General features: G+C 40.5%; 16 protein-coding genes. 1 reads left to right on the forward strand and 15 read right to left on the reverse strand.

Annotated features, from left to right (window positions below; translation table 11 throughout):
- Positions 1-13: 13 nt before the first annotated feature.
- The 11 genes from Q0590_RS24830 to Q0590_RS24880 all read right to left on the reverse strand — a co-directional run bounded on the left by Q0590_RS24830 (position 14) and on the right by Q0590_RS24880 (position 21,695).
- On the reverse strand, positions 14-5,680 hold the full coding sequence (locus Q0590_RS24830; RefSeq protein ID WP_302040327.1) for an LPD1 domain-containing protein: 5,667 nt from the start codon (positions 5,678-5,680) through the stop codon (positions 14-16).
- Between the two features lie 22 nt (positions 5,681-5,702).
- Complete coding sequence (locus Q0590_RS24835; RefSeq protein ID WP_302040328.1) at positions 5,703-14,411, reverse strand: zeta toxin family protein; 8,709 nt, start codon at positions 14,409-14,411, stop codon at positions 5,703-5,705.
- 7 nt (positions 14,412-14,418) lie between these two features.
- A complete protein-coding gene (locus Q0590_RS24840) occupies positions 14,419-15,432 on the reverse strand; it encodes an adenine nucleotide alpha hydrolase family protein (protein ID WP_302040329.1) in 1,014 nt (337 codons plus the stop codon).
- Between the two features lie 12 nt (positions 15,433-15,444).
- Complete coding sequence (locus Q0590_RS24845) at positions 15,445-15,978, reverse strand: class I SAM-dependent methyltransferase (protein WP_302040330.1); 534 nt, start codon at positions 15,976-15,978, stop codon at positions 15,445-15,447.
- A 27-nt stretch (positions 15,979-16,005) separates the two neighbouring features.
- Positions 16,006-16,479 carry a hypothetical protein gene (locus Q0590_RS24850; protein WP_302040331.1) on the reverse strand — a complete coding sequence of 158 codons (474 nt, stop codon included), beginning with the start codon at positions 16,477-16,479 and terminating at the stop codon, positions 16,006-16,008.
- Between the two features lies 1 nt (position 16,480).
- Entirely contained in the window at positions 16,481-17,713 is a 1,233-nt protein-coding gene (locus Q0590_RS24855) for a phosphoadenosine phosphosulfate reductase domain-containing protein (protein ID WP_302040332.1), read from the reverse strand.
- 22 nt (positions 17,714-17,735) lie between these two features.
- The gene (locus Q0590_RS24860; protein WP_302040333.1) at positions 17,736-18,005 is read right to left on the reverse strand and encodes a hypothetical protein; all 270 of its coding nucleotides are present in this window, start codon (positions 18,003-18,005) and stop codon (positions 17,736-17,738) included.
- 8 nt (positions 18,006-18,013) lie between these two features.
- On the reverse strand, positions 18,014-18,817 hold the full coding sequence (locus tag Q0590_RS24865) for an Eco57I restriction-modification methylase domain-containing protein (RefSeq protein WP_302040334.1): 804 nt from the start codon (positions 18,815-18,817) through the stop codon (positions 18,014-18,016).
- Between the two features lie 711 nt (positions 18,818-19,528).
- The gene (locus Q0590_RS24870; protein ID WP_302040335.1) at positions 19,529-19,861 is read right to left on the reverse strand and encodes a hypothetical protein; all 333 of its coding nucleotides are present in this window, start codon (positions 19,859-19,861) and stop codon (positions 19,529-19,531) included.
- A gap of 93 nt (positions 19,862-19,954) precedes the next feature.
- Entirely contained in the window at positions 19,955-21,277 is a 1,323-nt protein-coding gene (locus tag Q0590_RS24875; RefSeq protein ID WP_302040336.1) for a hypothetical protein, read from the reverse strand.
- 229 nt (positions 21,278-21,506) lie between these two features.
- Complete coding sequence (locus Q0590_RS24880) at positions 21,507-21,695, reverse strand: hypothetical protein (protein ID WP_302040337.1); 189 nt, start codon at positions 21,693-21,695, stop codon at positions 21,507-21,509.
- A 137-nt stretch (positions 21,696-21,832) separates the two neighbouring features.
- Here Q0590_RS24880 and Q0590_RS24885 point away from each other — a divergent pair, with 137 nt between their 5' ends.
- Entirely contained in the window at positions 21,833-22,120 is a 288-nt protein-coding gene (locus Q0590_RS24885; protein ID WP_302040338.1) for a hypothetical protein, read from the forward strand.
- A gap of 214 nt (positions 22,121-22,334) precedes the next feature.
- Here the strand turns inward: Q0590_RS24885 and Q0590_RS24890 are convergent, their stop codons facing one another.
- From Q0590_RS24890 to Q0590_RS24905, 4 genes are all read right to left on the reverse strand, one after another.
- A complete protein-coding gene (locus tag Q0590_RS24890) occupies positions 22,335-23,141 on the reverse strand; it encodes a hypothetical protein (protein WP_302040339.1) in 807 nt (268 codons plus the stop codon).
- Between the two features lie 97 nt (positions 23,142-23,238).
- Positions 23,239-23,697 carry a hypothetical protein gene (locus Q0590_RS24895; protein WP_302040340.1) on the reverse strand — a complete coding sequence of 153 codons (459 nt, stop codon included), beginning with the start codon at positions 23,695-23,697 and terminating at the stop codon, positions 23,239-23,241.
- 359 nt (positions 23,698-24,056) lie between these two features.
- Positions 24,057-24,629 carry a hypothetical protein gene (locus tag Q0590_RS24900; protein ID WP_302040341.1) on the reverse strand — a complete coding sequence of 191 codons (573 nt, stop codon included), beginning with the start codon at positions 24,627-24,629 and terminating at the stop codon, positions 24,057-24,059.
- A gap of 20 nt (positions 24,630-24,649) precedes the next feature.
- Entirely contained in the window at positions 24,650-25,111 is a 462-nt protein-coding gene (locus tag Q0590_RS24905) for a hypothetical protein (protein WP_302040342.1), read from the reverse strand.
- Between the last annotated feature and the right edge of the window lie 12 nt (positions 25,112-25,123).

Genomic DNA, 25,123 nt, shown 5'->3' on the forward strand with positions numbered 1-25,123 from the left:
AAATGAGTGTTTTTTACGCAGTAAGTAATAAAAGTCTGATTTTTGCCTCTGCAGCTTTGGCTTTTGCTCTGGCTAGTTTCAGCTTTTTCTCTCTCTTTTCATCTATGGCAGATTCCAGGGTAATACTTGATTCATCAGCGTATTGTCCCATCTGCACGTGATAAGCCTTTTTGCCTTGATAATCAGTGGCAGATACCTGACTTTGTGTAGCCGAAAAATCTTTCCGGTTCCTCTTTAGAGTACTCCAGAGAAGTGTGGCTATCTTTTTCAGTTCAGTTACCGAACCATCGTAAGGCGCATAGCTAAAATTAATAGCTTTTCCACTTAACTCCTTCACATCCACAACTACTACATTGGGTAATACCGGATAGGCTTGCGTATGTTTAAAGTCAAAATAGATGTTATCTGCTACAATTTGCGCTAAATCCGGATATTGCCCTAACACATTGGCTGGTACTCGCAGGTTACGTTTTATGGCATCAAAAACCACGTTTTTATGTACTGACTGCAAAGAACCATTGCCTAAATAAATACCAAATAAATCATCCGGCCAGGTAACTTGCTGTTTGCCATTCTCTGAAGGTTTCACCTGTGCAATCTTGGAAAACTCTTCAAAGGTGAGCATGTGCGGAAACTTTTTGGTGAGTTCAGCTACCGGCTTTTGCAGATCCGGATATAGTGCTAGGATAGAAGCATCTATTTGATGGCCACGTTCATAGGCATAGCGAACCGCATTGTAATGTAACTTCACACCCATTCGGATATAGGAAGGAACTTCACCGGCCAATACTGGCAGGTTGCCTTGATCAATCAAGGTGTAAAGGTGAGAATAGCTTTCTATTTCGGTAGAATATTCCCGGCCTGCATAACAGATCAGATAGTCTAACAAGCGCATAGCATAGGGTTGAGCTGTATAGGTTTGCCGTAAATGCTTGTTTTGTTCTTCACTCATACTAGCAGCTACCGGCTCTTTATAAAGGTGCTCTAAACCGTACTCTTGTAATACCTTCAGGGGTACATACCGGCCTTCTTCAGCCGCTACTTTTACATTTTGCTCATGCAGCTCACTGATTCGTTGCCGTTCCCATTGCGGAGAATTTTTCAGATATACCTCTCTTAATCCTTTTTTGGTATACTGCCAAGCATAGCCTGTTGAGCCAGTAGGGGCTTTCTCTACATTTGGATTGCCACGTAAGCGTACTTTGTACTCTTCTAGTACAGCAGTCGGTACCAGTTTTTCCTGGGTTAGTGCTTCTGCTATTAAGGCATAATGAATATCCTTGAGTAGCTGCATTTGCATTTCTTTTGATTTGCCATTCCACCACCTGGAAGTATTGCCATGCAAGTACTCTACTTTGTGCAGTTCTTTATTATTGAGTTTGGACCGGATTAAGGCATATGTTTTATAGGTATCATCATCAATTCTCCAGCCTAAGCTATACCACCTATCAAACTTCATTTCCCAGGCCTCTTGTTCTTTTTTAGGAGCTATCAAGGCAAGGTCCGGATATTCGGCCAGTACTCTTGCAGGTACCTCTTTACCCTCTTCTATGGCTCTTTTTACTAAGTCCTTATGGTGAGCCTGGTAATTAGAGACAGGAATATGCAAGGCACCCAGGAAAGCCATTTCTGTAGAGGCGGACCGCAAAAATTCACGTAAGGCATAGTGATAAGCAGATAGCTTGTAGGGCTCAACCTTACCGGCCTCTATTTTCACTGATACCTGGTAGAGCATATCAAAAGCATTTTTTACCTTGTTATCTCTGGCCTTAATGGTGAGGATAGAACCAGGTTGCTTTTTGTACTCAAATTCCCCTATTTGGGATGAAATCTTGATTTTTTTGAAATTGGCATTGAAGAACTTCTCAATTTCTTCTTCTGAATTTTCCAGGAAAGACAGGTTATGTTCAGCCATTGCTTTGACAAAACTATCATGAGTAAATTTGACAGGCAGCTTTACCGGTGTTAAAACCGCTTCAGCTTTCCAATACTCAATCTCTTCCGTTTTGCTTTGATCTACATAGCCAAACAGTTGTCTTTTAAACAAGGCTACCTGCAAGCGCAAATAATCTTTTTCTGACTTGTCATTGTAGCGAATAGAGATTGGACCATTGGCAGCTGTGGCATGAAGTTTTAATAAGTCATACAGCTCGTCATTGTCTCTCCTATCAAACTCTTGCCACTGTAGCCCAACTTTAACTGGTCCCGGTCTCTGTTCATTGGACTTAACTTGGTCCATTTCTTTGTTTGGCTCTTGCTTTTTAGCAGGCAAGGAATTATTCACGATTCCTGTAAGTACATGAGTAGTTAGTCCACTTACTACTACCTCTTTATTTTCCGGAAAGTCAACTTTAATTTCTGCAAACAGGGTTGTAATTTCCTTGTACAGCTCCCTTTGTGAAGTTTCATTACGGGTATACCAACTAAGTAAGTTCTTTTCAGCCATTGGCATATCCCACATTTTGCCCTCTACAGCTTGTAGTTCGGAAGGCCAATTGAGATACTTCAGCTTGTCATGGTATTTGTTCCAGTAAATGGTAAACTCTTTTTCAATATGATAAGAAGTACGCCATACTCTGGCCTTTCTGCCATAGCCTCTATCCTCAATGTAGGTCCATTTTTTATAAATGAATTTGCCTAACTCCAGTAACTCGGCATCCAGTTCAATAGCCATTTTCAGCTTTTGGTCCCTTAATAGCTCTATTCCAGACTTTTCGCCAAACCTTTTTACACACTCAGAACCAACTTTTAATAACCACTTTTTACTATCATTTTGCAGATAGTAAATAACTGAGATATTTGGCTTTGAGCACAGTTCACATGATAAAGTGCTTCCTGTTATCTTGTACTTACTAGGAGCATCCCCATAGCCTTTTGGAAAATCAAAAACAGGCATTTTGATAATCTCTCCATTGCGTTCTGTCTCAGAAAATCCATTAATCGGTACAGCCTGCCAATCGGTTCTTTGGGTACCCATTTGCCGCAAATTTTCTGCTACTCGTTTGTCATAGGTAGTCTCTTTGGCATTGGACCTAGTTTGATCCATTTCTACCTGTTCTTCTTCCCGGTAAACTGTCGTAGTGCTTGGCTGATCAATTGACTGTTCCCCTTCAATGGAGGTTCCGGCCTGCTTTTCATTAAATTCAGTCTTAACCTTCTCTAAAGCATCCAGTTTGTAGTCCTCAGCAAAGTAAGACATATAGGCTCTCTCCAGTTCTTCATTGCCTCTTACTTCACTGCCTGTTTGAGCAATAATGCTGCGGTACCGGTTGGCTACATTATGTGCTGCATAGTACTTATCCTTCACCGGTGCCTCATTGTACTCCTGCTCAATTTTGGCAAGCATAAACTCTTTGTAAGGTGTATCAAACAAACCAAGATAATTTGGCCCTTCATATAGTTCTTCCGTTTGATTATCACTTGCAGGTACATTTTGAACATCAAGCTCTCCTGAGCGAGTTTGCTCAGGTAATGTAGATTCATTTACAACTACCGGTTGGGGTAATTCTTCGTGGTTTTTGTCCGTTTTATGTGACCGTTCTTGGTCACTCTCGTTTTCTTCATATAGCTCCACATATTCATCTTTGCGGATAGCAGAAACAGGAGGTAAATAATCCCCAATACCATATATTCTTTTAAAAACAGCTATTACATTTTCAATTTCAGCATCTATGAGTTCAGCTTCTTTGCCAAATGGGTAAGGCCTAGCAGGATCTCCATTTTTCTCAATAGATACCAGGTAATTATTGGTCCGGCCTTCAGCCTCCAGTTTCCTTAAAATGAAACTTTCAAAAGCACGTGCGAATAACTCATGCGGCTCAATCCAGTACTTGGAACCCATTTTTTGTGAGATATGGTAGTACTTGGAAGTAGAAAGGCGCATAGGTACCTCAATCACATCTTTATTAAATTTGTGAGCCAGGTACCCATAATAATTTACTACACTAGGACTTTTGGCTTCAGCAGAACGGGCATAAATCGGATAAAGCTTCTGTATTTTGGCAATACACTCTTCCAGGGTATCTCCATAGGCTACATACTTTTTAGTAGTCTGCCTCCTAAAACGGACTGTTACGGTCTCATTGGTATACGGGTCACCATTGCGGATAATATTCATGAGATTTTCAAAAGCTTTTCTCATATCCTTATTATCCACCTTCAGATGTGTTGCGAAAGTATAGCTGGCTCTGTGTATATCTTTTTCAGAAATCACATTATCCAGGTAGTGCGCCCATTCGTGCGCTGTAGAGCCATCCCCGTTATTTTTATTGAGATTGATGATTTTACGTGCAGCAAAGTATACGGCCTTACTTCCGGCTACTCCACGTGTGGCAAATGCAATAGAGAGGCCTCCTAATTGATTTACAGCCTTAATATCCAGGTTGAGCATTTCTGCCAGGTCTGCCATAGCACCCAAAAAATGCCGTACATCTTCTTTGCTGCGCTTATCAGATACCGAATTACCAAATTCTACTTCTTTAAAGCCAAACTGCTCTTGGATAGCTTTTACAGAAATATCGCTAATTTGTATACCACCAGCCCTTTTGATAAAATGCAATGGCGGCTTGGTATTGATCTTTTCTTTATTTTCTGATTCTGTAGCCGGTTTCTTTGTAGCTTTCTCTTGCTCGGTCCAACTCCAATCCTCTTCTCTGGCTTGATACTTTGCAGGGGTAGACCAACCGTTGCCTGCTTTGAAGATATTGCTATCTAATGTTTCTAAATGATTCTTATACCGGTTCTCAATCAATATGCGGTATTCAGATTTTTTAGCCTCAAAATCAGCTTTACTGGCCAGCTTGCCATAGGTTTCTCTAACTTCTTTCCATAGCTGCTCTTCATTATTCATCAGTACAGAGAGCTTTTCCTTCATGTTGGCTTTTCTCTTTTCCTGACCGGCTATATAATTGACTATCCATTTTTGCTCAGTTTCCTTGCTTGAAGGTTCTCGTAGCTCTGCCTCAGCATAGGCTAAATAAGCCGCATCCGAAGAGGCATTACACTGATTGATGAAGCGAATACCGTAAATGGTCTGCATTTTAGCTTTCAAATCCGTATGTAAAGGAGCATACCCTTCATATTCAACCTTTACCGAATTTTCCAAACGCCAACCTTTAGAAAAGTACTGTTTGAGCTGAGATAAATCGCCCAGGTAGTGTCTCTCTACCTTGATGAATTTCCTGGCATAGCGGTTTACTTCATCCAAGGTTTTGAGAACATTCAGCACACTGGCAAATTCAGTGATATTTCTCGTATACACCTCTCTGGCATCGGCAGAATCATAGGGTTTACTTCCAAGTGCCTCACGCAACTTTACTTTGTAAAAAGCAGCACCGGCAGACACACCCATAGCTTTTTGCTCAGCTATATCTATTTCCGGCCAGATCTTTTCCTTGGTAACCTGCTTATGAGCATTAACAGGGTCCTTTTCTAAATCTGCTAAATGTTGAACAGAAATAATTTTTACGGCCACCTGCTCTTTGCGAGAACCCCCTACCCGACCTTGGGAATCTTGAAATTCTTTGTGCTTTTGTGCCTCACGTAAGCGCTGTTCGACTAACTGATCTAACGTTTTGTCCCGCTCAAAAGAGTTAGCGCCACTTTCCCCTTCCGTTGTATTGGTATTGTCAAATAAATTAACCGACTCGACACCAGTTAATTCTAGGTTATTGTTTTCCATAGCTGCTTGAAAGATTAAAAAATTAAGCAGCCATAGCCGTAACTATGCGGATTCTAGCATTAGCTGCAGCCGCTTTTGCTCTAGCCAATTTTATTTTCTTTACCTTGGCAGCATCTTCATTCGACCGTTCTTGGTCAATAGCTGTTAGCACCGTAGAGGATTGCTTCATCTTAGCAATCAAGTTGTAATAGTTGTCCTGTAATTCTTTCCAGGCAGCTACCCGATCTTGGTCCCTAAAGTATGCTGTGTAAATATCCTCCAGGTTAGAAGTAGCTCTTTTCTGACCATGGGAATCTACCCACTCATTGTACTGATCTAACAGGCCTTGCTTATCGAATATGGCTTCAGGGAATTGCTTAACAAACTTCTTTTTGATTTCTCCTAAGATATACTCCACGTAGTTCATTGGATTGTCTGCAGGTGTTCCTTCATTCCTATCTGTGGCAGGAGCACTCGATTGCGCTGTAGCTTGGCCTACATCGGACCTAACTTGGTCCGTATCATCCATATATTCTCTACTTTGCGGAATAGATTTACCTCCTTTTTCCAGTTCTTCATAGGTCACCCCATCTACTACAATGTAGCCATCCACCATTGTTTTGATCTGATTCAAGGCCGTATCACCGGCTGCATAGGCCTCTTCGATTACTGTGATTGGCACAAACCGGCCAGAGTTCTGGTAGCGCTTCAGTACCCTTTCTTTTGATACCTCAAATGGCACACGCACGAACAACACATAAATCTGATACCCATAATTGCGCAGTTTCTCAATTAATGGAATATAGTTTTTCATTTTGTTCATGGTTCCATCGTACACCAGGTCATAGGTACAAGGTATGCCAATCTGGTCCAAAATCATGTTTACTACATCCTTGGTTTCATCATGCGTTGCATTAGCGTTCCATCCTCTGTATTCAGGCAATTTGGCTCTTACTTCGTCAGCATCTACATGGACAAGCTTGGAAGAATCGTTAATCCACTTATAAGGAGACTTCTTTAAGAAAGTAGATTTACCACTACCTGGCAGGCCTCCGGTAAGGATAGCTACCGGCTGTTTGGTCTGGCAAGGCTTATTCTGTGTAAACTCAGCGACAATTTTAGCATGAAGTGCTTGCCTGTCACCGGTATAAATACCTTGCTCATTGATGTAAAGCTTTTTGGTGGATTCCTGTTTGGCAATTTGTTCTTCCAAAAAGGCAATTGCTTCTTCTGTAATCAGACGTTTACCATCCGCATCCATTGGAGGCACAGAGTTAAACTTAGGCCTGATAACCGCTTGTGGTACTACTGGTGTAGATTTCTTACCATACTCCATCCGTTCAGCAAGAAGCGGCAATACTTTTGCAAACTCTTCTACACGCTCCATGACAGATTTAGAGTTGTAGTTTTCACGCTTACGCTGCTCAATGATTTCATCGGCAATTTTCTGTATGGCATCTTTGGCTGTAGCAGTAGTCTTTTCTTTCTGAACCTGTTCAATCTGGGCTTCCAACTTCTGAGTATGCGTATCTAGCGTTTCATAGGTTAGGCCATAGGCTTTTAGTATGGTTTCATCCCCTTTGAATTTGGTCCTGGCCACTGATTGCAGCTCATAGGTGAACGAGTAAGCATAATCTAAGCGGTTGGTTTCCAGAAAATCATTCATAATTCGCAGTAGCGCCTTCACATCAGCTTTTTGAATCTTATCCAGCTCTTTAGCCTCTTTAGCAAGCCCTCGCAAATTGTCCCGTAGTTTCTCCGTGAGTTCAGCCGTTTTCTTAATCGCCTCTTTATAGCGTTCTACTCCAGCAATATCTGACCGGATGCCATCTATTTTATCTTGCAGCCTTTCTCCAATGACTTGTATTTCAGATTCAGCAATCTTGTATGGGTCCGTAATCAAGGCTGTTTTCAGCTCAGCAGGGTTTAACTCTTCTAGTTTCAGTGTATTTTCCCGGTTGTTGTCGGCAAAAATTTCATTGATACGAGAGGTTTTTTCCTGTAGCTTCTGGAAAATGAAAGAATCAATAGAGTTCTCCATTAACGGATTGATAATGAAGGTATGCTTATAGATGTTGCCATAGCGCCAGATCCGGCCTTCGAGCTGCTTGACATCGGTTGGGTTCCAATCCAAGAAACAATTAAAGATGAAGGCTGCACGTTTCTGCAAGTTCATACCCTCTTTGATAGTGGAGCTACCAATGAGGACTTTTATACGCTTCTCTTCCGGTAAATCGAAGTTCATACCGGTTTTTTCATCATAGCCAATGCCTAAGAATTTATTCTTGATAGATTCTTTTCTGGCAGCAGCTATACCACTGATTGCAATACCTACTTCATCCTTGGTATAGCCAATTTCATACTGCAAGTAGTCTTTAATATGCTGAAAGAAATCGGTCCCCCGGTCCATGTAGATAATTACACCAGGTACCGGCCAGCGATTCGCCTCACAGAACATTTTTATCCTACGGATACATTCTATCACGTATTGTAGCTTGGGTGACTGCTCTATATAGGATTTATAGGTTGGCATACCTAGTTGAGAGCAAGAGTACAAATGCGGAGATAAAGCAATATTTCTAGCTAGAGACAAACCACGTAATACCTTTACACCTTGTTTTTCATCACTTGACAAGGTAGATTCATCCACCTCTATACCTTCAGAACGCATGGCATCTTCATCTTCTACAAAATCCATTGAAGACTGGTTGGTACATAGGTCCTCAAAACTGAATGAGGCTTCATTCATATAGTTTTCTACATCCTGCATATAGCGTTTTTGCTGTGCAGTCATAGGAAGTTTAGTCTCTATGCGCTCCTCATCAGACAGAGGTATGAGTACGCCATCTACCTTTTTATTGAGTAGCGGCAATACAATCTTATTTGGCCTCTCTACACCCACATCTTCACCGGTTTTGTAGTTGATAAACCTGCGGATTAGCTGTTGCATAGCTACCAGGTTATCAAATCCCATCACTACCTGTTTTCTTTCCGGCTTCATCTTGGCAGAAATCACCAGTTCATTAGAAGTAGCTACATAGGTATCGAAAAAGGCTTTTAAGTTATTCACCCCGGCAGCTTCTAGCTTGTTGTAAGCGACTAGCGCCAGCATAGAGTAAATTTCTAATGGAGAATTGGTAAATGGCGTTGCAGTGAGCAAAAGCACATTCCGGCCTTGGTTGTGGTGCTGAATGTAGTGTGAAATCATAAATCCTTTCAGCGCTATAGCCGAAGGTTGGCCAGACTGAATTTTATAGGGTGACTTATCCCGGCTCTTAACTTCTAGCTTGCTATCACCAGAGCCTACTTCACGCTCAATTAAATCTCCTTTTACAGAGGTAAATACTTTCTTCAGCATGTGCGCTTCATCACAGCAGAAAAAATCAAAGCCAAAGTCTTCCAGGTTATAGAGACTTCCTTTGATACCTCTACCCATTAAGGTTTGCAGCTTTTCACGTAAAGCCGCTTTTTCTTTCGCACTTTGGGTATCTCCTTGGTTTAAGATGTCATAGAACACATCTAACATATCCGCTTCAGTAGTTTGGGTGAAGCCAATTAACTCCAGGGCATCCTTGGTAACTACGGTAATGGAATATTCATCTACCTGCCTTGCAATACCCCCATCGGCTATTTTCTCAGCCATATCTACACCCAGGTTGTAATATTCATTTACCTTGATTGTAGGCAGCAAACCTTTAATTTCTGCAATGAACTGCTTGTATACCTGGTTAGGTACTACAATCAGAGGCCTGCGGCAATAGTCAGCCGCCATAAATTGAGCTATGGTAAATATGGCACAAAACGTTTTTCCAACTCCTACGTCATAGGCAATAATGCCACTTCCTTCATTTAAGATAAAGGCTACACCCTCTCTCTTTTCAGGACGAATCGAAACATCTCCATTGTAGAACTTACCAAACTCAAAGGCTATCGGTATTTTATCGTAATTGATCTTTTTGAAACCGTTATAGGTCTGGTTCCATTCATAATCTATTCTGAGCTGCGTTGCTGGAGATAATTCTTCACGCAAGAAAATATCAAACAAACGTAAGCCTTCCGACATCGCTCTTTGCTTCTTACGCATGTTATCCGCTTCTATTTGCTTATCCTTTTTTGGATTAGACAAGCTGGCATTATCCAAAAAGAAGCTAATCACTTCATTACTGGTTGCTCCATTTCTAAACTCATTGGCTGTAAGTTTGCTCAGATAGCCTCTGAAAGATTGATTAAGGGACTGGTTATACTCTTCTATCCCAGCCTTTACATACTTGCCATTTTCATGTTTATAAGACATACGGGTAAAGGGGATGCCATCTTTCAGTGAGGAAATGGTAAACTGCTTGGCAAAGTTGGAAATAGGATTAATCTTTAACCTACTCTGTGCATTTGGGTCCGTAATAGAGAGTTTTGGAGGGAATAACTTTTCTAAAGTATCTATCTGCTTGTTAAACTGTTGCTCTCCTACTACTTCTATGATTTTAGAAGCATTTTGCTTCATCAGGGAAATTTTCTGATAGAGGTTTCCACTATAGAAAATCGGTGCATACACATACGCTGAGCCATCATAGCAACATACCCCATTCTGTAGCCATTGCGTAAAGGTATCTTCTGAGTAGCTGTAATGGAACATGATGCTCCACATGCCGCCTAACTGTTCTCCCTGGCTCCATTTGTACCATACATAACACTCAATTTCGCCTTTGGTCAACTGGGGGTTATAATCTTGCAGGGCTTCCTCAAAACAGTAAACTGGTCCACAATCCCTACCGGTTTTGAACTGCTTTTCTGCTACCAGGTGCTTAACAACTGCATTTTTTGTATTCTCGATTGCTTTAGAAAGATTTTCCAGAGCAACCTGGTTCTCAACCGGTAATTCATGCGCTATTACCGTTTCATTTACTGATTCTTTCATCGTAGAAGGAAGATTATAAGGAATTTTAGTAAGGGCAACTGATAAGGTGCCGGTGACAATGTGTATGATTTTACCAAATCTGGTAGTAGCTGCTTTTAAGGTACCTAAGACTTTCTCCGGATTCTTTGTAAAATATTCTCCGTTGACAATGGACCGAGAATGGTCCATTGAATTTGATCCTATCGGTTCTAGGCTTTTAATGATTTCCAAGCCAGGTACATGGTCAGCAAGGCTAGGCACCTTTGTAGCGGATTGGGAAGTTTCTAGTTCTTCTTCATTTGAGCTAGTTTGCTCAATAGCAGGCTCATTTACATAAATGATATTGGAAGTAGCCGTAACAACATGATTCCCTTCAGCCATGCCATATTGATCAAGAAACTGAATAATTCTCAGGTTCTGACCTATGGTATGCGTAACCATGGCTTGTTTTTGCTCCCCATTATAGAGTACATAGTGGATTTGCGGCTTGTCAAGTGCTACAGGCGTTTCTTGTGGCTGTTCAGTCAGCACTTTGCTACGGTCAACCTCAATAGTTTTAACAAACTGCGTAGGATTGATAATATCCTTAATTTTAAGGACTACTCTATTGCCATCCGATGAAGAGGTAACAGCCTCATTGTAGAAACCATTGGCATTTTTTACCCATACAGTCCGGCCAGATAGAGTTGACCGATCCTCTTCAATGGCATCAGGCCGTATGTGCTCAGTGGACTGTATCTGGTCCACCCTATTTGAGTCAAAGGGAACATGGCCTGTTGTAGCTGCATATTGCTCTTGTTGTTTTAAAGCATGGTAGGTAGTAATTAAGTACTCTTTTACCAGGTCTAATTCATGCACTTTATAGCTACCTCTTGGTTTACCACCTTCCGGACCGGTAACATTAATCCGGTTGTCACCATGCCAAATAATTACTCGCAACACTTCATCTTTCGATACTTTCTGGTCGGTAGCGATTTCATAGTGTATAGGGTAATTATCAGAAGTTTTGGTAACTTTTCCTTTGCATACCACACCGGCAGCTTTCAAATCAGCGAGTAGCTTTTCAAAATGTTCTCTTTTACCTTGGTTCTCCAGCTTTGGCAGCGTATCACTATCATCTACCAAACTTGGATAATGTTTGATATGATCAGCTAAGTCTTTTGGCTGCACCATATCCGAATTAGATACCAAATTGGACCATTTTACCGGTAATCCCTTTTGCAAGGCATCTATCAATACATGGTAATGAACAAAGCCTACGCCATATACATCTTTTCGTTTGTTCCCCTCTCTTCGTTCTTCATATTTTCCATCGGCTCTGCGGTGATAGGTACCCATTGCCGGTGAAGGCATATATTTTTTAAATTCTTCCAGGCTCATCTCCCAGGAATTTTTGCTCTCCAGTAAAGAGGTAAACGGGTCAGCCTGCATAACTTCTACCGGCTGAGAGGCCCGCTCAAATGGAAACTGTTCAACCGGCCTAACTTTTCCTTGCTCCATCATTTCTAACCACTGATTAGAACCATAAGGGTCGGTTTCATCAAAGTCATTTTCCGGCATCCGCGCGTTGACAAGTAAGGAAGTAGCGGTAGATTCTAGGATAGTGATATAGAAAGTATAATCGGCATCTGCCATTATAAATTTCTTACCTGGTGCAAATTGCTCTTTATCTAAAAGGGCATCTAAACTAAAATGAGATAACTCTTTTTTAGGGATCGGTTTGCTATAGACAACAATGCCAAATCTCTCATCCGGACTTGTAGCCTCTTCAAAGCGCAAGAAATTTTCTTTGGGATAGGTACCTATATCAAATGGCCTAAGAGCCATTACATATTTGTACTCTCTTTGTGGCAAACTTGGTACTTCTTCGATACTAGAAGCTACTACCTTTTCAGCTGTCGGTGCAACCAAACTAGCCTCTACAGCCTGTGCAGGCACATTTGAAACAGGGTAGATCCTGTCTAGGAACTGTACAATTTTTGGATTCAGTTTGGAAACAATATGTGTCCTAAGAATTTGCTCTTTGGTTGGTTTCTCTCCAAACAAACTAGCACCTTGGGTATCGGCTACAGAGTAGTTATAAGCCTCTATAGACTTCTTAAAAATGATTTTACCTGCTGAAAGTAGTTGATGTAACAGTAAGCCATCACGTGTAGGCTTTGCATCAAAAACAGACAATTGCAAAACATAGTCAGTTATGGTTAACTTAGAAGAGTGCATTTTCTTTTGGAGCACAACAGCTTCATTAATGGCCGGTATGAGTGAAAACCCATCTTTAAACCCTCTGTTTTTCAGTAATACAGTCAGTGAGCCAATAATAATCTGCCTAAAAATCTTTACTCCTTCCAGGTTGGCTGCAATCAGTGGTTCCCGTTCTAGGACCATACCGGCTGCAAGTGATTCTATCAAATCTTTCCCGGCTGAAGTAAAGCCTTGCTCATAATAGCTGCTCATTTGTGCCTCTGTAATGATATTGCAATCAATGAGCTGCTTTTTAATATGGTTTTGTGAAGAGTAATTAGCGTAAAAATCAGAGAACGTATCATAATAGGATAGTTCATTGATCATGGCCTCTTGGCAACGGGGTGACTGTGCGAATATGGCACCTAGCTTAATAGCTCTGTCAACAGGGGATTCCCCTTTTTTAGTATCCTGGTTGTATTTTGCCATTTCAGCCGTATTATAGGCTGCAAAATCATAATCTACCCGTACCAGGAATGGCTTACGAATCTTTAAATACTGGTTGGTATAAAAGGTACCGGTTGGATTTTCTACATTTGGATTAATTACCTGGTCACCTAAGATTAAGGCCGTAAGCGCCTTTTCTTCTATGCCATAGCCACCTCTTTTGATTTTATGAAGCAATACCTTTTTATACTCCTCGTACTTTTCCGGATATTGTCTGGCTGCCAACTTGGTTGACATGGTGCGGTTGTTTCCTGAAATGACAATGCCATCTACTGTTATGATCGGAGTACCGGACACGTTCACAGAAGTAGAAATAATGCGTTCTGCATCTAAATTCTGTGCATACTCTACTACCTGCTTTTGTGCATTGGTATCATGCAGGTAATTACGGTCATTGATATTGGCACCGGTAGCATTTAACGGATAGCCTTTTGTGGTAACAAAGGTTCCTTCATTATGCGAAGCTAGAATTTCATCCAGGTCAACAATGGCATAATGGACCTTATGCTTTTCACCATTGGCCAGGGTTAATATTTCATCATAGCCTAATAAGGCATTTTTTAAAAAGTTAGGCCGTAAACTTCCTACCTGTGGATTCACCTGGCTAATGAATTCAGCCGGCTTAGTATCAATTTTATTTGAAGGCGTGATAGCTTGTAGGAAAGCCGGTTTTTGTAAAGACTGTACCTCTTCCAAAGCTTTATTAATAATCTGTGCAGCTTCGTCTGACCGTTTATGGTCAACAGACTGTTTCAAGTCTGAATGTACATCATTGTTCATACGAAGAGTAGTAGCAGTATGGCTAGTAGGGTGCGAATCATGGCTATTAGTTAAAGTAAGATCAGTTGCATGAGTATGGCGTGAATCCGGATTAGAACTTCTAATTGAAGGATTGGCAGCAATAGCAATGTCATCATCATCATTGGAAAGGGAATTAAAACCATCGTTGAACACATGGGCATTTTCTTTTTCCCAGGCAGACTTTACCTGTAGTATGGCTGAATCTTCCGGGAACAGCTGGGCGAGTTTAAAAAATAGCTTATTGTCCAGCAGGTCTAATTTCCCATTAGACTGGCCGGTATACCCATTGAGCACCCGTAGCGCATTTTTAAGTGGCTCTGGTGCCTGGGTAAAGTCAAAGCCGATATTGGTTAGTTGCTCGATTAATTTCATGGTTATTTTAATATTGGGATTGTACACAGTGACCATGCGACATTTTGTACTCATTGAGTTGTTCCATCGTCATGTGTCCATATAATGCTTCCGCTTCTTTGAGTGCTTCCGGCAATAACTTTTCGCCAAAAACGCCCAGGTTCACCGGTGAATCTTTAAATTTTATAATCTTGTTGGCCTCAAATTCTACCCACTCGTCAAAGTCCCCAGGATAATTGCGGTATAGCCATAGCAGCTCCACCAGGTTCATGTAAGGACAAATTTTGCAGTTGGAAGGCATAGGCACCTTTTCACCGACACTCAGAATGTACTGCTGGCAAGCTTTTCTATCCATTTTAAGGTCCACTAATGGATATTGCTTTTCGATTGTAGAAATCATCCAGGCTGGCAGGTCCTTATTATCAGAAATGCGTTTCTCTTCTTTTTGGGCTATGCCAATAAGGACTGTTATTTTTCCAAATGCCTCTACAAACTCCCAATAGGCCGCTTTTTCTCCAATGGTGCGAAGCTTATATCTGGTATAGATATAATCTTCTAAAAAGCGGTAAATGACATTGATTTTAAGGTTAACCGTACAGTTTTTCCGGAACCGGTTTGAGCCGCAGGTACTAGTTGCCCTATACTGTTCTTTGAGGCTCTGCCAGGTACGGCCATGAAAACCCATATCTTTTGTGATGAAGTAAAACTCTATGTTATGCTTCTCACAATAGGTTTTGATGTACTCAATGTGCTCATAGGTATATTCGTGCTCATTGCCTGTGTCTGACATGATTACCACAAAGTCATTAGGGGCATATGTTGACCTAAATGCCTTGTCGTTCACATACAAGTAAAGGAGCGCTGTAGAATCCTGGCCACCTCCAAAAGAGAGTACAGTAAGCTTTTGATTATTGGAGTAACGCTTCTGCATCAGGTTCTCCCGGTCCCGTTTATCGGCCTGTATGATTTCCTCTAGGGTTGTTGCTCCATTGAGTAGCTTATCGGTAAATAAATCATACTGTAGGATATGTGCCTTTTTCATCCCCTCTCCCTCCTACTTTTTGCAGATAATAATTCCTTCAAGCAAGGCATAGCGCTTGAATACTGTAGCAATTTCCGGCAGGTAGCTTTCCATTTCCCGGTTGGCCTGGTAGGTACCTCTCCCGGTGATTTTCCCTTTGCCGGTGCCGTTTCCTTCATAGATAGTGATATAGCACTGGCCACCTTTTTTTAAATGCTTGTAGGCAGTCTGCAATAGCTCCAGCCGCAGGTCCTTTTTCTCAATGACATTTAAGGTATTGGATATGGTAACTGTATCTACATATTGCTCAGTGAGCTGGCAGGCAGTGGACTGGTTAATCTCAAAAGGAAGTGAATACGGGTCATAGCGTAGATTCTTTACCTTTAATTTCCGTAGGTAGGAAGTAGCATGAGCATACTTGCCAGCGCCTAAATCTAGGTTTGTAGTGCCTGATAAAAATTGAGCAATCTTAAACAGCCGGGGTACCTGCTTAATGGAAGTAGCAGCTACATTATTTTTTTCTCTTCTATCCTTTAGCTGAGAGGGTTTACTTTTACACGTGATCATAACAGTTGAAAAAATTATTGGCTAAGGTTATTTTGGCAGACTATTGCGCCTCAATACACCATCCCAATATGATTTATAGCCTATTTTATATTTGTTTACATGCAGGTCGTAGGTATCAGCAGACCGTTTTTTAGCTTTCTCTATGGAAAAGCCGGTGTAATCCTCTCCTACCATAAGCCATTTGTGGTGATAGACCATTGGCTCTGAACGCTTATTAGGATACTGTCTAACGGTTCCATCAAAATGCACCACTACATAAGGTCCTACTAGTGGTTCATTGGCTTTATCAAAGTCTGGCGAGTAGATAAAACTGATTTTCTTTTCGCTTTGATTGTATTTGACAATGTTATAGACAAACTTTTTGGGTAAAAGCTTTTTAGCCTTGGTTAACGGTCCTTGGGGTAATACATGCTCATACTGAATATGTACATAAACTGCATCTGCCATTTGTTTACCAATGCCATAAGCCGCAGAACGTTTAAGTCTTGTTTCGATTCTCATACTAGCTTGCTCCAGATTCTTTCATATTTGAGGCACCGGCAGGCAATACCCAATTCTCTACTATAATAGGTGCCGTAAATTCATCTATGGCCTGGTTTACCCAATACACTAAGTTTCTATCATCCCCTTCAAAATTTTTGCGTAGGAATGAATTACCCAAGGCCGCATGAGCAGCTACCGAATATTCATTGAACATGGTAAAATCAAAGTCCTTTTCTATCTCTACCAGGCGCTTGATTTTTTGAGGTGAGATTTCAGCTATGGTAGCGAAAGTATCTTGATCATTGAATATGCAGCACTGGCAGCTACATCTTGACCAACCAAGGACATAGCAAGGGTGAGGCTGCACTTTATACTTTTCCATAATCGCCCATACTTCCTTATCGGTCCAATCAATGATAGGCCTCCAAACCAAGGCTCTCCTGGTCCTGGTCATGCCATTGTAGGGCTTTATTTCATCGTACTCAGCTCGTTTGTCAGATTCCAACCTGCGTTCACCGGTGCAGATCATAAGCTGGCAATTGTAAAAGCGGTCAGAATTGGTAATAGCTTTTGCCATTACATCAATTTTTACTTTGCCAGAGCACCAACGAACTTGTATATCCTTATGCTTTGCAGGGAATTTTCTTCTAGTTGAAAAGAATTTGGGTTGTTGTTGACATTCTACCTCTGAATATTCGCCTCCCGGTTCCTGCTGAAAGAAAATAGATTGTGAGGTTTCATTGGTGCGGTACATTTCCCGAACAATGCCACCTTTTCTATAGGAGAATAAAAGCTTGAATCCAAAATGGTCAGCAAATGCCTGACAATAGGAAGTAGTACATGCCCAATCAAACAATAGCTCTCCATGCCCATCAATTTCATGGTGCCACAATTCGATGCGTTCTGTTCCCAGGCCTAACTCAAAGGCCAGGAACAAGGCCATAGCAATAGAATCTTTGCCACCAGAAAAAGCGATCAAGATTTTTACATGCTCTTCTATGAGCCAATTTTTAATCATATCCCGTTTAGAAGAAAAGTCAGCTTCATCAATAATGCGCTGCGCTTTGTCTTTAGGTCGGATAGAATCTATTTCTTCAATCAATTTGTCTACATCAAACAAGTTGAGCTGATCATTTGACCGTTTCAGGTCAATCTCAGGCCTGAGCACTTTAGCCGGTCTTTTTGCTTTACCGGTAAGCTTTTCAATCTTGGCTCTGCTTTCTGTAGCTTTTTGTATGGTTGTCTTTGCCATTGGGTAAATTCACTAGGCCGGATTAGTACACATCCGGATGAAAAGGATTGAGTTCTCTTTCGATTTGTGCAATGGCTTCACTAACAGTCATGCCGGTTGCTCCACAAATGCGAACTATTTTTAAAATGATTTCCTTCATACCCTCTATGGTAGACTTGGCTACACAGACATGAGGTGTGTTTTTCTCATTGCAGAGTGTCAGCTCCACCTGGGCAAGGCCTATGATTTCTTCTAACTTTTTGCGGTAGGAAGGAGTAAAGCCATTCAAATACTCTTCAAAGTCAATTTTCATTGTGTTGATCATTTTAATTTTTCAAAAACCACTATTTCTGTAGACACATCTGTATCGGTAAAAACCTTTTGTGGCAAGCGGTAAGCATCTAGCAGTTTACCTTTGCGTAGAATTTCTATTTTCACTTTGGATAGTGGCCGGTCTAAAAATAGGGTACCACCATTCTCCAGCGCTGCACCGATCACAAGAACCAATAGGCCACCAGGCAGCAGTATATCTAAGCCACGTGTGATAAAATATTCATCGTAGCTTTCTGCAAGGGTCGCTTTTTTCTCACCCATACCGGCATACCGGCCTTCAAACTTGCCATAAGGAGGGTTGCCAATGATTAGATCAAAGCCAGGTTGCTTTCCGGACTTGATTTCTGCCATGACTTCTTTGGCATTTGGGGTATTGCCACGAAAGAACATAGCCTCAAAAGATGCATGGCGGATAGTGACTTGGCGAGCAGGTGTGCTTGGATATAAAATAGAGGCTATCTGAGTAGCTACGGGTGAAATATCAAAACCTACCAGTTCGCATTTGGAAGGAGCATAAGCGAAAAATTTACCTATGCCGCAAGCAGGCTCTAGCATACGGGTAAAGTCACGCTTGGAATGAGCATAGGCCATAGCCCACATTTTCTCAATTAGTGGCTCTGGTGTATAATACTCATACAAAATGCGAGAATCTTCAATGTCAGTCCCTTTTGTGCCGCCATAACCACTGTACGCTCTCAATAGCTCGAGTTGAGCTGCGCTAAATGTTGCACTTCCTTGCTGTAAGAAAGCCTCAATCTCTCTGTTAACTTCTACCCTAGATGTTTTCTTCATGGAGTATGGATAAAAAAATATATTTCCAGGCTATAACTATTGCCATAGTCACCTGACAGTTGGAAGGAAGGAAGAGAGCAGATCTGGAAGGTAAAGAACGGACCGGGAAGTGGTCTAACGTAATCAATTTTGCCCTTGATTACCGGCTAACCTATAGAGAAAACTACTCTAAAATGAATCACAGACCGTTTCGGGTCTTTTGATTCTTCGTGTTCTACAGGTTAAAATTCGATAATTTGTTAGAGGACTATTCGCCAATCCTACGTGAGAGTGAAAACAGGTAAGGATTATAGTCACTTTCTTAGGCTATTTTTTGGTTCTCTTGCAGGCTTTTGCCATACATCTTGAAAAAAAGGCCTATTCAAGTAACCGGCTGAAAAACTTTAAACTACATCAAGCCTGTAAGAGAGTGAGCAAAAAAGAAGATACATTCCACGAATTATGACAAAAACCACGAAATTATTACGGCTAACGTTATAATATTCCGTTATAAACTTTATATAAAACTTCTCAAAAACAAGCTAAGAGTGTTTCATTTCTCGGTTTTGCCTCTCTATTTTAATTATAAGATTTATAACATTTACTTATAATTACCTATGATTTTTATTTACAAATTACCTGTTCTCTCTTTGCTTCTGCGAGAGAACAAGAAGGGATATAAAAAACTGCTTCATTTTAAAAATTAGGTCATTTTTTACCATTTGTTCTCTGCTAGAGAACAAAATCAGAGAACACTTTTTTGTGTCTACCGAAAGCATGAGAACAAAGAACAGCATTTTTCGGCCTCAAGGTAGGCAGTAGAGCACCGGGAATCATGTAAAAAGTGGTTAAATTTATTATCTTGGCCTTTTTTTGTGCCGATGAACCGGTGTGAACCGCAATTGACATGATTAGTTTTAGCCATTTTTGGAAGAGAGAACAGCCATTTTTAGCCATTTGTTCTCTCTCTAGGCCAAACCAAGAACAAGAGAGAACAGGTACTTGGATAGTAAAAAGTGCTTCATTCTCTAAATTTGGCTGTTTTTGATAAGTTTGTCTGATCAAAGCACTTTTGATATTGATTTTTTATAAGCGATATTACCCGGGAATTGTCAATGACCTTCGGGGTAAACTGCTCGTTCACTACAGCCTAATTGGTTAGGCCGCTTCCATTTCCGCTTGTTTATTGGACCGGCTATAGGCAGTCCGGCAGAGGTCAGAACAATAACTTTTTCTACGATTAGCTGTTTTGAAACTCTTTCCGCAGTTCTTACAAGCTTTCTTAGTTATCTTCAGCTTGGAGTTTGACAGGTTTCTTTTTTTATTTATTGCAGGTTTGGTTAAATCTACCTCTGGTAAATGGTTTAGCGGATTGCCTGAAAGAAAATCTTCCTCTTCATTTATATGGGAATCCTCATATTTATATTCCGCTACTTGTAACAATTCTTTTACTGGTTCACTTACTAGCATGGCACCGGCAGTCAATGGTTTATTTTCCGCATCTATAGCAGGCTCTATTTGATTTTCTTTTTTAGTTGAGGCATTGCCTTGATTTACTACAGGCAAATGATTTACGGTATCTGCAATGGCTTCATTTGTCACAATTTTTTCTATAGCCGGTGTAACGGTTGGGACCATACCTGGCAGAGATTCTATACCTTTAGTTTGTAACGGTTGTGTTACGGTAGATTGTAACGATTCTTTGTCTTGATCAGTTGATAGTTGTGGCGCTATGGCCGGTATTGATTGTAACAGTTCTTGTTGCAATGCTTGTAACGGTTGAGCCGTTGCAGTTGTCACAATTGGCGTAACGCTTTTTGAACTGTTTTCAGTGTTCTCTTGTGAGGATTTTAGGTGTTCTCTAATAATGGTTTCTAGCTGCTTAGAGAACGTTACAGCATTGTGCTTCATTTCTTCTGCAACCCACTGTTTAACAGTTTCTTTCATATCATTTAGAGAACGCTCAGAAGTGCCAGTAGAGAACACTTTTGGGGTGTTCTCTTTTCGTGGTTCACATGTTCTCTCCTGTGTTCTCAGATAGCTACTAGAAACATGCTGTTTTTCTGGAATTAAAGCAGCTTTTTCACGCTCTGCCATGACTACTTCAGTCAGGTAATAAACCATGCCGGAAAGGACAATAGAAAAAAGGACCGTAGTAAGGATGGCTTCAATGTAGAGCCATGCCTCCGGATGAATAAAATTGATTACCTGGTTGAGCTTTCCCCCTCTCCCATAGTAGAGCATATTGAGCACGAATAACAGGCCGGTATACATCTTTACGGCTTTATTTTTTTTACGCATCACAAGCACCCATAAGCCTCCTTCAATACCTAGTGCAAAGTTTAACGCAATCAGTTTGTCTAACCACTCATAGCCGGTGCTCATATTGGCCGTTTGCATAGCCAGGTAGGAATTATGGATAATGGCCATTAAGGATAAGGAAATAATTGGCCAGTAAATCCAACTCTTTGAAAAATTCATTTTTTACGATTCTTGTTATGTTGATAGGAGAATAACTTTTGAAACCATTCCGGATAAGCAAAACAGATATTGTACTGGAGAACATAGCGGATGATTAAAATTTGAATCGAAAGGTAGAAGGTTTTGTACTTGTAAGGAGATTGAAATTCATCAAATAAAATACATAAACCAATAGCATTTAGCTTTTTGATATGAAAGGAGATTGTATGGACCATAGGCAGTGTAAACGTTACACGTTGTGGTGTAGCTGCTGATAAAACTCTAAAAATTCTTGATCGGCTTTCTTGTGGTGGACAACAAACATAATCAGTCCATTCTCCAGGCAGAATTTATCCACTATATTGATACTGGCATCTGCCTGAACTGCTTTATAAACTTCTGATTGATTTGTTCCCGGTGGGTTTGCTATTCTCTTCATGCACGATGATCATTGCGCATTATTTTTTAAGCGTTTTTCTTTCCTATTCTTTAGCTGTTCTCTGTTCTCTTTTTTCATGCAATCCTGTTCACTTTTTCGGTATAACATTGTATAAAAATTAAACAACTCAAATAATTATGGAAAGTGCTTCATTTTACCAAATTGAGCTAAAACAACCATTCAAGTCTACTGAAGAGAACGCCCTTTTACAAAAGGTAACAAACTTTTTTGGGTGTCAGAAAGAACATACAGATATACGCACTCTGGCCGATGAATTTGAAAAGCTCATAGATCAAGAGACTTTATCTGGCCACTTCCTATATGCAACCTATACCAAGTACAGAGCTACCGTAAATATGAAGCTGAACGGCCAATATAAAGGTGCCTGGTTGGAGGTTACTATGGATAAGGACTTGCAGGAGTAAAAAGTATTGCTTTGGAAACCGTTCTTTACTCTATTGCGTAGAGAGCAAGAGCACTTACTATACTTTTCGGTCATTTCTAAATCTTTTCAGCGTAAAGGCCATTACAGAATGGCTTTTTACTATATTTACCCTATCACGCATCTATCTACAGCAAATATTTTTGCCACAAAAGCAGGCTCATTGGAGTAATTTCTAATGGACTGCTTTTGTGAGTTTAAAGGCTACTTGGCTGCTCCCGGTTTTCATACCATTGCCTGCCTGACTCTATGGTATGGGTTTCCTGCTCTATGCGCTCGGTATTGCTCCGGATGATGTTTTCTTTCATGCGGCTCAAAATAGCCTGGGCTTGTAAAGGCCCTTCTTTTAAAAGCCTTTCAGTCAAACGGTCTGCCTTTACTTTGATTAGGTAACGCTCGTCTGCAGTATCTCCTACATAGTTGTAGTCATGCAAACTACTTACGTTGAGGTCATAATTGCACCAGAGCCATTCTTCTATCTGCCTTTTACCTGCATAGTAGGTAAACATGGTTCGCCCAAAGTGAGAAAGCTTTCGTTGATATAACCGGTTGGCATGGCAAGTAACTACAATGTCAATTCCGGTTGGCAGTGAGCACAGATAGTCAAGTAGCTGCTCATGGCCTTGTTCACTTACCTCGTAACGATATTTAGGCCGGTCACTGCTTTTTATCATTGGCGGCATGGGTGGATCTACATACAGCACTACTCTGCCAAGGGTGGTAAAATCTAATGCTTGCAAAAATTCCATATAGTCAGCGTTCCATAGCTCTATCCAATCAAAGTTCATTTGCTTCCATTTATGGATTACCTCATAGTCTATATCATTGCCTATGGTCCGTTTACACGCTTTGATGTTCTGTACTACTGCACAATTACCCAAAAATGGAACAATGAGCGTGTCATGTGGTCTGATCAAGTTAATTACCGGTTGGAAATAATTTTTGCTACCTCCTTTAAAGTGAGACAATCCCTCTACTTTGGCTGGTATTATTTTTTTTATCATAGTGGTTGCTTGTCTGAAGTAATAGAAATACGGTATACGAGAGAATTGTTCTAAAAACCGTTTCACTAGGGAATTGAAACGGTTTTTGGCTATTGTTTTAATCTAGCATCTCTCTTTCCTGCATAATTGGCAATACGTAGTGTAACCGATATAGGGCAAGTTGCTCATGTGATAACTCTAAACAGGTATATCTACCTACACCTACCATTTCTATTAACTTTTCATTGTCGGGTAAATCTACTGCTCGTTTATTTCCTTTTTTATTGTTTACCCAAATCTGGCACACAGCAAAATCATTTTTGTTTCTGAACATTAATTTTAACATTCGCTCAAATTGTGTGTTTGCTTCCAGGTCCGGCCTATCAGACCAAAACCGGGAATAAAATGTAAGTGTTTCCATGCCTTTTTGTTTCTGAACTTCTTTTTTCCAAGCAAACCATATCACATATATGGAGTTCTCTTTATCCATTTTGGATTTTGGCAAATCCATTACTGCCTTCCTTGGGTCCAGCTTTGCTAGGTAGTCTTGTTCTACTAAAGAATATATATCAAACATGAGTATTGGTCTGTTTATAGGTTTTTTTATAGATTTTTGGCAATAGAAGGAGAGCTATGGGTCTATCTTTCCCATAACAGCCATTTTTAGCGTATTTTTGCGCCCCGGCCCCCTGGTGCATTTTTAGATAGAAAAGAAATAGAAAATTTTTCTGGTCGCAGATGCCCAGGTTCAAAAGGTCTACCTTTTTTTGGAAATTCAGCTTTTTCCTACTTTTTTTAGCAAGGTTTTGTACAAAAGCCGGATTTCTACCCTGACATCTTGGCAGCGTTCAATTAAACACTAGCCGCTTACTTTTCTATTATTATATATTTCTTTTCTATTATTTTCAAAGTAGAAAATAGTATATGCAAAATTTTCTACGGGTGATACCGTAGATGTGCCTCTATTAAATCGGTCATAGTGATTTTGAAGGGTGCTTTATTTTGCCTTTTTCCACTTGCACCGAACTTATCTACAAGTTTATCCACAAGAAAATCTAAATTATCCACAGAAAGGGACATTGGAGCATCCTTTTTTTCTACTTTGAATAGTACAAATTTTGGGTTTAATTTTAGCTCAATACAGTTAATTAGCTCGTCTGTGAATTTGTGCTGTATTTTGCGTTTGGAGAGCACCAGGCCTGCTTTCATCAACCTGGGTATGATATTATGGCTATTGCGTTCCCGGTTCTTTTTACCGGTACATAAATAGCCAATATTGGAGTGCGTAATAGGAAGCAGATAGGTGAGGTCAGTGGTGACTTTGTTCTTTAGGCAATAGTCGCTGTAAATTTCAAACATGGCATCTTTGGTCTGGCCACGTATTTCATCCTTCAGATCACTGCAACTGAGGTTATACTCTTTAAAATAATTCTTTAAAGCTAGTCTTGTTTTAAACTCATTGGTCCGATATAAGGTAATTTGTTTGGGAGAATATTTTGGCTTGTCCATGGATAATATATTTTAATGGTTTAGCGGTTTTGGAAATTGGTAATTAATTGAGCAATGGTAGGTTGCTCAAATAGTTTATTAGATAGATTGAGTTGGATTTCAAAATCTGTTTCTGCCTTGGTCGTAGGTATGATATGAAAAGAGCGCACAAAGCCGGTCCGTTGCAACCTGCCCAGGCTGGAGAGCACCGTTACATCTTTCTTATCCTGTTGAAAGAAAGATTCTGCTATGTGTACATATCCTTCGTGGCTCACGTATTCCTTGGTCTGTGTATAGCACTCATAGAGATAAAACATGACCAACTTTCGCAGTACGGTCAGCTCTGCACTTTTGATAAAATCCTTTTTTTTAGTTTGTCTTTTATTGTAGCAGTCTAGCGCCCGCTTAAAATCCGCATGTAGGTAGCTGTTATTGGCAATGGTTTGAAATTCTCTGCACGCTTCATTGTATTCTGCAAGCGTTAATGCTTGTAATGGTGGCATAGTGGTTAATGG

Source organism: Rhodocytophaga aerolata (assembly GCF_030503435.1).
Taxonomy (GTDB): Bacteria; Bacteroidota; Bacteroidia; order Cytophagales; family 172606-1; genus Rhodocytophaga; species Rhodocytophaga aerolata.

Bases quoted from the DNA above. Each gene is read 5' to 3' on its own strand.
- Q0590_RS24830 (WP_302040327.1), bottom strand. From the start codon at position 5,680: ATGGAAAACAATAACCTAGAATTAACTGGTGTCGAGTCGGTTAATTTA.
- Q0590_RS24835 (WP_302040328.1), bottom strand. From the start codon at position 14,411: ATGAAATTAATCGAGCAACTAACCAATATCGGCTTTGACTTTACCCAG.
- Q0590_RS24840 (WP_302040329.1), bottom strand. From the start codon at position 15,432: ATGAAAAAGGCACATATCCTACAGTATGATTTATTTACCGATAAGCTA.
- Q0590_RS24845 (WP_302040330.1), bottom strand. From the start codon at position 15,978: ATGATCACGTGTAAAAGTAAACCCTCTCAGCTAAAGGATAGAAGAGAA.
- Q0590_RS24850 (WP_302040331.1), bottom strand. From the start codon at position 16,479: ATGAGAATCGAAACAAGACTTAAACGTTCTGCGGCTTATGGCATTGGT.
- Q0590_RS24855 (WP_302040332.1), bottom strand. From the start codon at position 17,713: ATGGCAAAGACAACCATACAAAAAGCTACAGAAAGCAGAGCCAAGATT.
- Q0590_RS24860 (WP_302040333.1), bottom strand. From the start codon at position 18,005: ATGAAAATTGACTTTGAAGAGTATTTGAATGGCTTTACTCCTTCCTAC.
- Q0590_RS24865 (WP_302040334.1), bottom strand. From the start codon at position 18,817: ATGAAGAAAACATCTAGGGTAGAAGTTAACAGAGAGATTGAGGCTTTC.
- Q0590_RS24875 (WP_302040336.1), bottom strand. From the start codon at position 21,277: ATGAATTTTTCAAAGAGTTGGATTTACTGGCCAATTATTTCCTTATCC.
- Q0590_RS24880 (WP_302040337.1), bottom strand. From the start codon at position 21,695: ATGAAGAGAATAGCAAACCCACCGGGAACAAATCAATCAGAAGTTTAT.
- Q0590_RS24885 (WP_302040338.1), top strand. From the start codon at position 21,833: ATGGAAAGTGCTTCATTTTACCAAATTGAGCTAAAACAACCATTCAAG.
- Q0590_RS24890 (WP_302040339.1), bottom strand. From the start codon at position 23,141: ATGATAAAAAAAATAATACCAGCCAAAGTAGAGGGATTGTCTCACTTT.
- Q0590_RS24895 (WP_302040340.1), bottom strand. From the start codon at position 23,697: ATGTTTGATATATATTCTTTAGTAGAACAAGACTACCTAGCAAAGCTG.
- Q0590_RS24900 (WP_302040341.1), bottom strand. From the start codon at position 24,629: ATGGACAAGCCAAAATATTCTCCCAAACAAATTACCTTATATCGGACC.
- Q0590_RS24905 (WP_302040342.1), bottom strand. From the start codon at position 25,111: ATGCCACCATTACAAGCATTAACGCTTGCAGAATACAATGAAGCGTGC.